At 65.3% G+C, this 13363-nt stretch carries 12 protein-coding genes; 7 read left to right on the top strand and 5 right to left on the bottom strand.

What is annotated here, in order from left to right; translation table 11 throughout:
- Positions 1-53: 53 nt before the first annotated feature.
- Both DPR14_RS12690 and DPR14_RS12685 read right to left on the bottom strand, forming a co-directional pair.
- Positions 54-1343 carry an amino acid deaminase gene (locus DPR14_RS12690; protein WP_158045467.1) on the bottom strand — a complete coding sequence of 430 codons (1290 nt, stop codon included), beginning with the start codon at positions 1341-1343 and terminating at the stop codon, positions 54-56.
- A gap of 48 nt (positions 1344-1391) precedes the next feature.
- Positions 1392-1610 (bottom strand): anion permease, encoded by a 219-nt coding sequence (locus DPR14_RS12685; protein WP_158045466.1) that lies wholly within the window; start codon positions 1608-1610, stop codon positions 1392-1394.
- A gap of 232 nt (positions 1611-1842) precedes the next feature.
- On the opposite strand from DPR14_RS12685, the gene DPR14_RS12680 reads away from it, so the two are divergent.
- Positions 1843-2319: a hypothetical protein gene (locus DPR14_RS12680; RefSeq protein WP_158045465.1), complete on the top strand. Its 477-nt coding sequence runs from the start codon at positions 1843-1845 to the stop codon at positions 2317-2319.
- Positions 2320-2663: 344 nt separating this feature from the next.
- On the opposite strand, the gene DPR14_RS12675 is transcribed toward DPR14_RS12680, so the two are convergent.
- On the bottom strand, positions 2664-5309 hold the full coding sequence (locus DPR14_RS12675; RefSeq protein WP_192499450.1) for a PAS domain S-box protein: 2646 nt from the start codon (positions 5307-5309) through the stop codon (positions 2664-2666).
- 454 nt (positions 5310-5763) lie between these two features.
- On the opposite strand from DPR14_RS12675, the gene DPR14_RS12670 reads away from it, so the two are divergent.
- From DPR14_RS12670 to DPR14_RS12665, 3 genes are all read left to right on the top strand, one after another.
- Positions 5764-6918, top strand: coding sequence for an alpha/beta fold hydrolase (locus DPR14_RS12670; protein ID WP_158045463.1), 1155 nt, complete (start codon positions 5764-5766; stop codon positions 6916-6918).
- A gap of 164 nt (positions 6919-7082) precedes the next feature.
- Positions 7083-7256 (top strand): hypothetical protein, encoded by a 174-nt coding sequence (locus tag DPR14_RS27405; protein ID WP_192499449.1) that lies wholly within the window; start codon positions 7083-7085, stop codon positions 7254-7256.
- A 68-nt stretch (positions 7257-7324) separates the two neighbouring features.
- Positions 7325-9400, top strand: coding sequence for a PHA/PHB synthase family protein (locus DPR14_RS12665; RefSeq protein ID WP_211103981.1), 2076 nt, complete (start codon positions 7325-7327; stop codon positions 9398-9400).
- Between the two features lie 42 nt (positions 9401-9442).
- Here DPR14_RS12665 and DPR14_RS12660 read toward each other — a convergent pair whose 3' ends face one another.
- Entirely contained in the window at positions 9443-10084 is a 642-nt protein-coding gene (locus tag DPR14_RS12660) for a LuxR C-terminal-related transcriptional regulator (RefSeq protein ID WP_246149255.1), read from the bottom strand.
- A gap of 371 nt (positions 10085-10455) precedes the next feature.
- Between DPR14_RS12660 and DPR14_RS12655 the strand changes: the two genes are divergently transcribed.
- Together DPR14_RS12655 and DPR14_RS12650 are read left to right on the top strand one after the other, a co-directional pair.
- On the top strand, positions 10456-11130 hold the full coding sequence (locus DPR14_RS12655; RefSeq protein WP_158045461.1) for a LuxR C-terminal-related transcriptional regulator: 675 nt from the start codon (positions 10456-10458) through the stop codon (positions 11128-11130).
- A gap of 256 nt (positions 11131-11386) precedes the next feature.
- Positions 11387-11785, top strand: coding sequence for a hypothetical protein (locus DPR14_RS12650; protein ID WP_192499448.1), 399 nt, complete (start codon positions 11387-11389; stop codon positions 11783-11785).
- Between the two features lie 84 nt (positions 11786-11869).
- Here the strand turns inward: DPR14_RS12650 and DPR14_RS12645 are convergent, their stop codons facing one another.
- Positions 11870-12133 carry a hypothetical protein gene (locus tag DPR14_RS12645; RefSeq protein WP_211103980.1) on the bottom strand — a complete coding sequence of 88 codons (264 nt, stop codon included), beginning with the start codon at positions 12131-12133 and terminating at the stop codon, positions 11870-11872.
- A gap of 138 nt (positions 12134-12271) precedes the next feature.
- On the opposite strand from DPR14_RS12645, the gene DPR14_RS12640 reads away from it, so the two are divergent.
- Positions 12272-13321, top strand: coding sequence for an MBL fold metallo-hydrolase (locus tag DPR14_RS12640; protein ID WP_246149253.1), 1050 nt, complete (start codon positions 12272-12274; stop codon positions 13319-13321).
- Positions 13322-13363 lie beyond the last annotated feature (42 nt).

Below are 13363 nucleotides of genomic sequence, written 5' to 3'. Positions count from 1 at the left end.
GGCGCGCCGTAGCTTGGCAATGGCGAAACTTTGGATTTGTTCTTTTGGCCGATTCAGAACCAGGTCGCAACCGCCGAGACGACGTCGTACTTGTCGTCCACGACGTAGAGGACCCGCCACTTGTCGAAGGTGGTGCAGGGATGCGAGACACCCAGGGCCACCATGTCGCCGACCTCCAGGTCCGACTCCAGAGGAACGGACAGGTGCGCGTGCTGGTCGTTCAGTTCGGTCACCACGGCGCCGGGCGGCATGACGGCGGGACGGTCATGCCGCCCTGGCCGGAACCATCGGGCGGGGACCGGCATGCCGGCATCGTGGGAGATGTCGCGCTTGCCCACCGTAAGGATCACCTTGTCGGGCTGTGGCCGGCTCTGGACATAGGCCCATACCTCCAGCGCCGCCGCGGGTCCGGGCCCGAGGTCGTCCACTTCGGGCATGCGTTGCCGGACCTGCTCGAACAATGCCGCGTAGGAACTGCTGTCATGGGTCAGGTAACAGCCGGACCGCAGCAGGACCATGGTCTCACGCCCCAACTCCGCCTTGCCGAGCCGCTCCGCCACCATGTCGTAGAAGGCCGAGCCGCCGGCGCTCAGGATCACTGGCCCCGGCCCGAACAGTCCCTCTTTCCCGCAGGCCACCGCGACGGCGGTGATGCGGTCGAGATAGGCCCGGATCGCCCCGTCACGGTCGCCGTCGCCCCGCACCATGCCTTCATAGCCTTCCACGCCGCGCAGGGTCAGGAGCGGCTCCGCCCGTTTCACGGCCTGCGCCACCGCAAGCGCCATGCCGTCGCTCCGGCACCCGGTCCGGCCTCCAGTGGCGCCGACCTCGACCATGACCTGGAGCGGCCGGCCCGGCGCGCGCGCCTCCAGGCGGGCGGCGAGCTGTTCCACGCCCTCGATCGAGTCGACCAGGCAGTAGAAGTCGAACCCGGGATCCGCCGCCATCTCGGCGGCGACATAGTCGATCGCCTGCCTGCCGACCAGCTGGTTGGCCAGGACGATCCTGCCGATACCGGCGGCGCGGGCGACACGGACCTGCTGCACCGTCGCCAGGGTCAGGCCCCAGGCGCCGTCGGCGAACTGCCGGGCGAACAGGTCGGGACTCATGGTCGTCTTTCCGTGCGGCGCCAGCGCGGTCCCGGTGAGATCGAGAAAGCGGCGCATCCACCGGCCGTTATGGTCGAGGGCGTGCGATTTCAGCACGGCCAGGGGCAGGACCATGTCTTCCCGCAGCACGTTCCAACCCTTGCCGCCGATCTCCGCAAGCGGAAACGGCTCCTGTCCGGGCGGGATGCCCTTGGTCCTGCCGTCGATCAGGACAGTCTCCTCCCGGTCCGTCATGGCGCTCCTCCCCGTGCTGCGGTCAACGTTCCCGCCTCCGGATTCAGGTTAGGCGACGCTGAACAGCGTGCCAACGGCAAGATAGGTCAGGCCCGTGATCAGCAAGGTGCTGATCAGGTTCAGGTAGAAGCCGGCCTTGGCCATATCGGCGACGATCAGGTTGCCGCTGCCGTAGACGATGGCGTTGGGCGGGGTGGCGACCGGCAGCACGAAGGCGCACGAGGCGGCGAGCGACACCGCCAGTCTCTTCCGGTATTGCTGAGGCATAGGCGGCTGATTTCCGCCTTTTGTCTTAATTGCGCGCCGGGGTTCAACGATCGATCATCAAGATGGCTGCCGGCATGTCCGAACGAAGGGTGCGGCGCCTTCGTGGTATTCCATCCTGTTCCGGATCGACCGCCCGTGTGGTAGTTTAGATCCCATCCTTCGAGGCAGCGGACCGATCGTGACGGACATGTCGATATCAGCCAATCGCAAAGACGTTCAGATCGTCATCGGGATGGCGCGCACTCTGGCCACCGACATCACCGATCTCCAGCGCCAGTCCAACGGCGGCGCCATCAAGACGTTCCTGCACTACAAGAAGGTCCGGGAGAACTATCTCGGGATCCAGAGCCTGATCTTCACGGTCGAGGACAGATACCCGCGTGTCGAGAAGAGCCTGCCGACCGGCTTCAATCAATGGGTCATCAGGGCGAAGTTGAAGGCATTGTCCGCTTTCACCCATATCAGCCACGTCTTCTTCTCGAACCCGCCCCTGACCCTGACCCACTCCCTGGGCGCCTGGGACATCCTTTCGGACGAGATGACGGCCTTCGCGGCGGTTAACGGCTATTTCGACAACATGATCTTCGAAGCGGGAATCGACGACAAGACCGCTGATGCGCTCGAAGCCACCCGCATCGAGATCGAGGAGATCGTCGGTATGCTTGAAACCCTGTTGAAAAGCAGCCCAAAGCGGCTGGAGGAGTTCTGAAGCCGATCCTGGGCCGAACTGGACGCACGAAAAGCGTGTAATCCCACGGCATCTTTGCGTTGAAGGTTCGACAAAGTGAACCTGAACGCATGCAGCCGGAGACGCTGCCCCGGGAAATGCACCCTCATAAGGGTGCGACAAAGCGGTCCAAGAACAATCCGCTTTTCCGCCCGATTTTCTTCAAGACCTGTGAGGTCGCTCACAGCTCGTTAACCATTATCGACTTATAGTCCATTCCACGATGTCCTTTGGGCAGCGTTTCCTCCCTGTAAAACTCGAGCCGCTCGGCGACAATGCCGAGCGGCTTTTTTCTTGCGCAGCCCTGCTCCCTCGTGGCCGCCCCCTCACTGCGCGGAAGCTCCGGCGGATATCCGGGTCCGGTCCGTCATGAGGCTGGACAAGGTTGCGATGAGGTGGTCGGCGAGCACGGGTTTGGCCAGCAAGGGAGCCTGGCTCAGTTTTTCGCTGATGCCGTCCAGCCTTGAATAGCCCGAACAGAACACGAAGGGGACTCCGAGAACCAGAAGCCGGTCGGCCACGGGGAAAACCGTCTGGCCGAACAGGTTGACGTCCAGCACCGCGAGGTCGGGGATGGTCTCGCGCAGCAGTTCCAGGGCGTCGTCGACCCGCCCTACCGGTCCGAGCACGATGAGGCCGGCGTCGAGCAGGACCTGTTCCATGGCAAGCGCGGTAAGCGCCTCGTCCTCCACGACGAGGACGCGCGCGCCCGAACCGGCGGGCTTCGCCACCTGCCCGGCATTGAAAGCTTTGCTCACCGATACCGCGGAATCCGACTCTCCCGCGGCCGAGAAGCAGTCGCTCGGCATCGCGATGCGGCAGCGCAGTCCCGCCGCATCCCAGTCGAGGGCCAACTCGCCGGCGAGTTGGCCCTCGACTGTCTGCCGCAGGACCATCGAGCCGAACCCCATGTGGCTGGGCGGCGTCACGGGCGGACCGCCGTCCTCCACCCACTCCAGGACCAGCCGCCCGCCGTGTTCCTGCTCCTCCACTCTCCAGGACAGCTCCAGACGGCCGTCGGGAGTCGACAGGGCGCCGTACTTGGCCGCGTTGGTGGACAGTTCGTGCAGGCTCATGGCGACCGCCTGGGCAGCCTCGGCGGAAATCGACACCGCCGGTCCATGGATCGCGATCCGGCCGGCGCTGGCGAACGGTGCCAGCTCATCGACGCTCATGGCGGCGAGGTCGGCACCGGACCACTGACTGGCGGCCAGCAGCGTATGGGCGCGGGCCATCGCCGCCAGGCGGCCTTCGATCGCGGTGGTGAAGTCCGCCGGGTTCTCGGCGCGCGTGAGCTGCAGGATCGACTGGACGACGGCCAGCACGTTCTTGGCGCGATGGTCGACCTCACGCATCAGCAGGTGAAGCCGCGCCTCGTCCTCCTTGCGCTCGGTCAGGTCCACCGCCATGGTGACGGCCAGCTGGCGCCCGTCCGCGTCGCGTCCGATCGGCGCCGAGCGGAAACTCCAGGTCCGGCGCGATCCATCGGCCACCCTCACCATATTCTCCCGCTCGTCGATCGGGCAGTCCCGGTCGAAGAGGGATCTTACCCGGACCATGACCGCCTCTGCGCCATCGCCGTAGGCGAGGCGGGTCCAGCCGGCCATGGTCCGGACATCCTCGGCGGCGTAGCCGGTGATCGACAGCCATGCCCGGCTGAGATGAACGACGCGTCCGTCCTCCGCGTGGACCATGATCGGGAACGGCGCATCCTCGACCGCGCGACGAAGCAGCGCCTCGCTGTCCCGCAGGGTGTCCGCGGTTCGCCGCTCCGCGTCTATGTCGAAGATCGTGACGACGATGCCGGTGAGGTCCCCATCGGGATCGCGGATGGGAGCGCTGGTGATCCGCAGCCAGCCAATGTAACCGTCGTGCCGAGGGCTCCGGGCGATCAGCTCCGCCGGCTCGCCGGATGCCATGGTGATGGCGAGCGGCTGGTCGGCGACGGCGATCTCCCGGCCGTCCTCGTCATAACCCTTCCAGCGGTCCAGCACCCAGATCTCGGGATCTTCCGGGATCGCGCATCCCGTGATCCGTTCCACCTGGCGGTTGCCGACCAGGGTCCGCCCCGATGGGGTCTCCACCAGCAGGAGGCCGACCGGCATATGCTCGACCACGGTCTTGAACCTCATGCGCTCGATCAGGAGCGCCTGCTGAGCCGCCTTGCTGTCGGTGACGTCCTGCAGCGTACCGATCACCCTGATCGCTTTGCGGTCGCCGCGCTCGCCCTCGAAGACAACGTGCGATTGGGCATTTATCCAGCGGGTCTGCCCGTCCGGGCGCACGATGCGATAATCGATCGACCAGAAGCCAACCCCGCCCGGGTCCAGCCCGCTTTCGAACGCCGCCGCGACGCGATTCCTGTCCTCCGCGTGGATCAGGTCGAAGGCGCGTTCGCAAATGATCGATCCGGTACAGGGCAGCCCATGGATCGCGAGGCTTTCCTGCGACCAGAACAGCTGGCCGCTCGCGACGTCCCAGTCGTAGGTGCCGAACCGTGCGGCGTGGGCCGCCAACCGGAGTCGCTTCTCGCTTTCGCGCATCGCGGCTTCCGCCGCCTTCTGGGCGGATATGTCGCGGGAATGGACCAGCAGGCCGCCATCCGGCCGGGGCAGCACGAGATAAGATTTCCAGCGCTTGAGGATCGGGGACACTCCGACGAACTCCCGCGCCCTGCCGTCACGCATGGCTTCGATGCAGCTGTTATGGAGCCCCGATCCCTCGGCCTGTGGGAAGACCTCGAGGAACCGCCGGCCGATCAGCTGGCCCCGCGGCTTGCCGATCTGCTCCAGGGCCTTGCGGTTGAGATAGGTGAACCGGAAATGGCGATCCACCGCGTAGAAGGCATCGCCGACACTCTCGAGTATTTCGGAAGTCTGCCCAAGCACTTGCTCATCGACAATCAAATGGCCGATCCGGCCGCGCGTCAAGGCGAAGAACATGACCGGAACCACGGCGAAAAGAGCGGTCAAGGGTGCCGAAACTTCCAATATCAGACATGCCTGGATCGCATTGGAGACCAGCGAGAATGCCAGACCCCACTCAAGAATCCACAGAAGCGTGATCCTTTTCATGTGCTTCATAAATGGTTATGCAGTCCTAGGCATGATAGTTAAGCTCCAGCGGCGCTACGGTCAATATCATGGATTGCTTATCGTTACTACCGTAGCGGAGAGATAGACAGGTCGTTCTTCTTTCTGGCGGAGAAGGTTTCTTCCTGATCCGGGGAAGCCGCGAGGGCGTTACTTTTCCGTATATTGGGCTCGATCCCGTTCGGAAGGGAAGCATGAACAGGACGAAGCCGGCTTCCCGACCTTCCCGCAGCGGCGGCACGATGTCCGCTTGTCCGCATGAGCCCAGCCTGTGATACAAGGCTCTCCCAAGGTGACGGCCGGGAGCCGCTCGAAAGAAGGAAAGCTGATCTAGATGACCGAGGACAGGCGGCGGACATCCGCCGGTGGCGCGACCTTCTGGGCCGATGCGCTCCATCACTTCGATGCCGTCCGCCGCTGGCGCGGCTTCGCCATGGACGGCATGGGCCTTGGGCCGCAGGAGAGCCCGTACGGGATCGTGCTGGAGCAGCCGGGGGTCCGCTTGCGGCGGTACGAACCCCTGCCCGCCTCCGGCCCTGCCGATCTGCCCGCGGTTCTGCCCGCGGCTCTGCCCGCGATTCTGATCGTGCCCGCACCGATCAAGCGCGGCTACATCTGGGACCTGCTGCCCCATGTCAGCGTCGTCCGGCGGTTGGCGGCGGAAGGTTTCCGGGTTTACATGACGGAATGGACGGAGCCCGGCGACGCCGAGCAGGATTTCGGCCTGGCCGACTATGCCGACCGCCTGATCGGGAAGTGCGTCGCCGCCATCGCCCGGGACGGCGGAGGCGAGCGGGTGTTCCTGGCCGGGCACTCGCTGGGCGGGACGCTGGCGACGCTGTTCACCAGCCTGCATGCGGACAGCGTGCGCGGATTGGTCATCGTGGAGGCGCCGCTCCATTTCGGGGAGGACGGCGGCGCGCTCGCCCGGATGGTCGCCGACGCGCCGCCGGCGGCGACCCTGCGCGAGGCTTTCGGCAACATCCCGGGAAGCTTCCTGAATCTCGTCTCGGCGCGGGCGTCCCCGCGGGAGTTCAACTGGCAACGCCGGGTGGACATGATCGCGAGCCTCGCCGATCCCAGAGCCCTCCAGACCCACCTGGCGGTCGAACGGTGGACGCTGGACGAGTTCCCCATCGCCGGCCGGTTCTTCGAGGAACTGATCGAGCAGCTTTACCGCGACGACCTGTTCGCCCGCGGCCAGCTTTCGATCGGCGGCCGGCCGGCGCTGCCGTCGCGCCTGGCGGCGCCGCTGCTCGCGGTCATCGGCAAGGGTAGCGAGATCATTCCGCCCGGTTCCATGCTGCCGGTGATCGACGCTTCGCCCGCGGACCGGAAGCTGGTGCTCGACTATGCCGGAGACGTGGGCGTGGCGCTCCAGCATGTCGGTCCGCTGATCGGCCGCGCGGCGCACGAACACCTATGGCCGCAGATCACGCGCTGGCTGTGGGAGATCGCCCGTTCCGAGGAAGCCGGCCGGTCGGCTTGAACGGTGGCCATGAGCGGTGGTCGGAATGCCGCACCCCGTGACTGCCACTGCCGCCAAAGAGGGCTTTATGGTAAATCTTTTCAGGGAGGATCGCACTCGTCCCGTGTTGACTCTGGCAACGCCAGGCGCAGCACCCGCCCGGCTCCGGACCCAGGGAGAAGCAGATGAGTGGTTCCCGCAGCGGCAAGGATGAACCTACCTTCGCAAACGACACCGACACACCCGAGACGCCTTCCATCGAAACGACTCCGGGCGTTCTTCCGCAGACGCCCATATCGGGCGAGGCTCCGTCGCGGGAGCAGGCCGACCGCAGCCGCTCCACGGTGGCGGACGGCTAGGTCCCTGACCACCAGACCAGAACCTGCCAAAGCCGGCTCGTCCGGCACCAGAATTAGGGGGAACCAGCATGGCGACCATGAAGAGCGATGAAACCAGGCGCAAACGGCCGCCGGCTGCCAAGCGGGCCGTCGACGCTTCGGAAAACACGGGCCAGCCGAGCCCGCAGAAGGCCTCCGGAGACACGGCGCCCCGGAGCCCGGCTCCGCAGGACGATGCCGGACCGTCGGTCGGCATGGGAATTCCGACGCCGGAGGCGGCGCTCGGCCTCTGGATGTCCTGGATGACGCAGAATGTCGGCGGCATGGGCAAGATGGCGGGTCCGTCAGCGGCCGGCGGCGACGGCGCCCAGCCCTGGTGGGCGATGAACGCCGACGCGCTGTCCGGCACGCTGCTCGCCAGCGGCGTGGAACAGTTCCAGCGGTTCGTGGCGGCGGACCCGATGCTGGCGTCGATCGACAAGGTCTGGAACGCCAACCCGCTTCGGGAAGTGATCCCCGTGGACTGGGCCGAGGCCGTCCGCGCCCTGCGGATCGTCTGGCTCCGTTCGCTGCGCGACCCGGCCAAGACCCTGACCCGGTCGGCCGAACTGAACATGCAGATCTGGACCTCGGCCATCGAGGCCTGGAACGCGGCCGGGGCGCGCTGGTGGGGCGTCGCTTCGGGCGCGCCCGCTGGCGGGGACAAGCGGTTCGATGCGCCTGAGTGGCATTCCAACCCGGTATACCGGACCCTCAAGGAGATGTACCTGCTCGCCTCCGACTTCCTGCTGCGCCAGGGGCTGGAGGACAACGACATGGACCCGCAGGAGCGCGAGCGAATCGCGTTCCACCTGCGCCAGTTCGTCGACGCGATGAGCCCCAGCCTGCTGCTGCTGTCCAATCCGGTGGCATTGCGCCGGGCGATGGAGACCGGCGGCGCCAGCCTTGCCGACGGTGCCCGCAACCTGCTGCACGACCTGCGCGAAGGCCGCCTCAGCATGGTCGACGCGACCGCCTTCGAGCCGGGGCGCAACTTGGCGGTCACCAAGGGCAAGGTCGTCTACCGCAACCGGCTGATCGAGCTGATCCAGTACAGCCCGACCACGGAGCAGGTCCAGGAGGTCCCCATCCTGTTCATGCCGCCGTGGATCAACAAGTTCTACATCCTTGACATGCAGCCCAAGAACAGCATGGTGAAGTATCTGGTCGACCAGGGCTTCACCGTCTTCATGGTCAGCTGGAAGAACCCGGACGCCTCGATGGAGGACATCACCTTCGAGGACTACATGAACCTGGGGCCGCTCGCCGCGGCCGACGTGGTCCGGGACATCACCGGCAGCAAGACGGTCAACCCGGTGGGCTACTGCATCGGCGGCACGCTGTTGGCGATGACGCTGTCCTATCTGGCCGAGAAGGGCGACAAGCGGTTCGGGGCCGCGACCTTCATGGTGTCCATGCAGGACTTCAGCCGGGTCGGCGACACGGCCTTCTTCATGGACGAGCCGCAGATCGACTTCATCGAGCAGCAGATGATGGAGCGGGGCTATCTCGACAGCCGCGAGATGGCGAACATGTTCAACCTGCTCCGCTCGAACGACCTGATCTGGAGCAACGTCGTCAACAACTACCTGCTCGGCGGCAAGCCGCCCGCGTTCGACCTGCTCTACTGGAACAGCGACGGAACCCGCATGGCGCGCGCCGCCCACAGCTGGTACCTGCGCAACACCTATGTCGAGAACAACCTGATCAAGCCGGGCAAGATCCTACTGGGCGGCGTGCCGATCGACCTGGGCCGGATCAAGCTGGACATCTACGCGGTGGGCGCCGAGAAGGACCACATCGTGCCCTGGAACTCGGCGTGGCGGATCACCCAGCTGACTGGTGGCAAGGTGCGGTTCGTCATGGCCACCAGCGGACATATCGCCGGCATCATCAACCATCCGGCCGGCAAAAAGGGCAGCTACTCGGTGCTCGAAGGGGAGAAGCCGGCGGAAAGCCCGGAAAAGTGGCTGGAGGCGGCCGAGCGGAACGACGGCAGCTGGTGGAGCGACTGGAACCGCTGGCTGGTCGACCATTCAGGCGACAAGGTGGCGGCCCCGCCGGTCGGCAACGCCAACCACCCGGCGCTGTGCGACGCCCCCGGCACCTACGTGCTGGAGAAGTGACGGCATCCCGGGGCCGGCCGGTGGCCGGCCCCGGAGCCTGGTTCAGACCTCTTCCGGGAAGCAGCCCGCGCGTGCCGCCGCCACGGCCACCTGGGTCCGGTTCTTGACCCCGAGCTTCTGCATGATGGCACGGACATGAACCTTGACGGTCCCTTCCAGGACGCCTAGCGACCGCGCTATCTCCTTGTTGGAATGGCCGGCCAGCAGGAGTTGGAATACGTCCCGCTGCCGGTCGGTCAGGCGGTCCAGCATGTGGTTGGTCGGACGCTCCGGCTCGGCCGTGGCCGCGCTGACCAGCACCGTGCGCGGCATCGGAACATAGGTCTCTCCGGACAGGACCAGCAGGGTGGCGTGCTCGAGCAGGGCCGACGATCCCGATTTGAGGAGGTACCCTTTAGCCCCGGCCCGGACGCAGTCGATGACGTCGGCGCTTTCGTCGGAAGCCGAGATCACGATCAGGGGTATGCCGTCCAGCGCCTCGATCATGCGGCGCACGTTGGACAACCCGTCGGCGCTGTCCAGATGAAGGTCGAAAAGGACGAGCGACAGATCCTCGGTACGGCGCACGATCGCCAGGGCCGCGTCCAAGGAGTTGGCTTCGAAGACTTCGGCGTCCGGGAACAATTCGAGGACCGAGAGCGCAAAGCCGTGCAGAACGAGGGCGTGATCGTCAACGATCAGCACTTTCAATCGCTTACCGGTCATTGCACCAGATCACGTCTGTTGTTTGGCAAATTGATCAGAAAAGAAACCTTTTCAGGTCGGTCTGCGGGTTGCTGCAATGCAACCGTCTGGCTGGTGTCCATGGATACTCCCCCTCGCAAGGATTCACGAACCCTGATCCGGATCGACGAAACGTCTCTTTTTAGTTGCCCCCTACGATCACCGGATTAGGAATGCGTGTTTGGACTTGTAAGTATCCTATAGCACTGCACTACATAATTCATGTAGGTTTTTGTTAACGATGACCTTGACTACTCCTTTTGACGAAAACAGCCGAAGAAACTGATCTAACTTCAAACAATGCGGACTGAGCCGCCAGATCGGAGAGCCCGATGACGACCAACTGCGATGTCATGCTTGTCGACAGCGACCGTCTTTTTTGCGCCGCGTTGGCAGCTCTGCTGGAAACAACCGCGTTCCGCATCTCCGCGGAGTTCTCGACGCTCACCGACGCCAACAGCGCCGTCCGCCAGGGGCGCCGGCCCGACCTGATCCTGCTCAACCTGCAGACCGGCAATGCGGAGGAACTGGCACAGCTCAAGCTGCTGCGCTCGTCCGCCGCACAGGCACGCATCGTCGTCCTGGCATCGGAATTGACCTCCCAGATCCTCAGCGGAGCGTTGCAGAGCGGTGCCGACGGGTGCCTGAACAAGACGATGTCCTGCGAAGCCCTGCAGCGGTCCCTGCATCTCGTGATGCTGGGCGAGGCGGTTTTCCCGCGCAGCATCGCCGATCTGCTGATCAGCAACGCGCTCGAAGAGGTCAGCCTGCCGCCTTCGGCCGCCATGCCCCCGCTCGGCAACGAACTGTCCAAACGCGAGATCGAAATCCTCCGCTGCCTGCTGGGCGGCCAATCGAACAAGGCGATCGCGCGCAATTTGAATATCACCGAGTCGACGGTAAAGATGCACTTCAAGAACGTCATGCGAAAGATTCGTGCCCAAAATCGAACCCAGGCAGCCGTCTGGGCGATCCAGCACGGTATCTCACCCCGCCTTTCCGCCTAGGCGGGCCGGACAGGGAACTCGCATTCACATATCCTTAAGCAATCTTTACTTTCGACTGTGTTGCAAGTGCGAACCCAATGGGGGCACCATCGGGGTATAAGGGTCACGGAGCGTTCTGTCTTTCGGGCGAAGGAACGCTCCGGATGCTGCTCCAAGGGAGGGGTACGCCGGCATGCAACGGGTTCTCGAGCATTTGCGGAAGGATTTGGGAAGACGCCACGCGGGATCTTCGCGCAAGCGTGAAGACCCTCAGGCATTGCGCTTCCACGCCATGGGCCGCAACGGCAACTGGCCGGTCGTCATGACCGTCGACGAGGGGCGTCAGCAGCACGCGGACGACATCCTCGACATCGTTTCCACGCTGCCCCTGACCGTCAGCCGGCGTCAACGGGCCGCGATCGGGGAGTTGGTCGCCTGCCTGAACGACTTGGCTGACGACGGGCGGTTCGAGGGACCGGACGCTTCGGGACGAATCCATTGCCGGGGCATCCACCGCATTCCGGCCGAGGCGGTCCCCAGCAGCCTGCACCTTCTGGTGGAGCGTCACATCGCCCTGGTCGATCGTCACCTTCCCAGCTTCTTCGCGGTCGCCGCGGGCGGCCAGACTCCCACGGAAGCTGTCAGCCAGCTGGAACGGATGCGCCGCTTCGCCTGACCCCGTGCGCCTGGGCCCCATCCTTGAGCAGGCACCCCGCAGACCTCTCCGCGGGGTGTCGAAAGGCCTTCGGGATTTCTCCCCTCACGCAGCCTTCCCAAGTTGCGACCGGGCGGCCCTGACGGCCTCACCGGCATCGTCGAAAACACGACCTTCCAATTCCGCCAAGCGTGCGTCCGACGCATGGAAGGTGACGCGGTCGCCACAGGCCACGACGACGCCGACCGCATCGTCATCCAACTCTATGATGTAGCTTTCCCGCATTGCCATTCCTGACATGTCTCGACCGGTTGCCGTCGGCTTCTTCCAGATGTCCGCAGTCTGACGGCGCGGTGTGACAGTTTCCACCGAGGATTCGGCAATAGTTGGCTGCCCTGAAAGTACGTCGATCAGGCATAATCCTTGACGCGGCGGACCGGCGGGCCTGTATAACGGAACGGGCGGTGCCGGCCCGACGCCAGAGACCAACAAACCGAGCCCACGCACATGGAAGAAGCCCGACGCGCCCCGAGCCAGGTCGCCGCGAGGCAGGTCATGGACGAGCTTCCCGAACCCGGGACTGTGCGGCAGGTTGCGCCCGGGGTCCTGTGGGTGCGGATGCCACTTCCGTTCGCGCTCAACCATATCAACGTCTGGCTTCTTGAAGACGGAGACGGCTGGACGATCGTCGATACCGGCATCGGCAGCAGTCGGACCAAGGACCACTGGGAGCGGATCTTCAGGGAGTCGCTCGGCGACAAGCCGGTGGTGCGGGTCATCGCGACCCATTTCCACCCGGACCATGTCGGCCTTGCGGGATGGCTGGTCGACCGCTGGAAGGCCGAGTTCTGCGCCAGCCTGACGGAGTGGCTGTTCGGCCGGATGCTCAGCCTGGAGAGTCCGGAAGCCATGGTCCGTACCAGCCTCGCCTTCTACCGCCGCGCCGGGCTGGACGAAGCGGCGCTCGCCGTCATGGCGGAGCGCGGGAACTCCTATGCCAGGGGCGTGGTTCCCCTGCCCGCCCGCCTGCGCCGCCTCAAGGCGGGCGACCGCCTGCCGATCGGCGGGGCCGACTGGCACGTGATCACGGGCGGCGGCCACACGCCGGAACATGTCTGCCTTCATTGCCCCGACCGGAGCCTGTTCATCGCGGGCGACCAGGTGCTGCCGCGCATCAGCCCGAACATCAGCGTATGGGCATCGGAACCGGACGCTGACCCGCTGGACGATTTCCTGCGCACCCTGGACCGGCTGCGGAGCCTGCCCGACGATCTTCTGGTCCTGCCGTCGCACGACACGCCCTTCACCGGCCTGCATGCGCGGCTGGACGCGCTGGCCGCCCACCATCGCGAGCGGCTGGACGAGGTCGTGAAAGCCTGCGCGGAACCGAGCACCGTCGCCGAGGTGACCCGCGTGATGTTCAACCGCCCGCTCGATCCCCATCAGCTTGTGTTCGCGGTCGGCGAGGCGCTGGCGCATCTCAACCATCTGGCCATAAGGGATCGCCTCGTCAGGCGGGCGGACAGCGACGGCCTGCTCCGCTTCTCGCGCGCTTGATACCGCATGGCGGGAAGCGGCACTTCCTTGACAGCCGGGCGC

The organism is Skermanella pratensis, assembly GCF_008843145.1.
Lineage (GTDB): Bacteria > Pseudomonadota > Alphaproteobacteria > Azospirillales > Azospirillaceae > Skermanella > Skermanella pratensis.
This window is presented reverse-complemented; position numbering and strand designations above follow the sequence as displayed.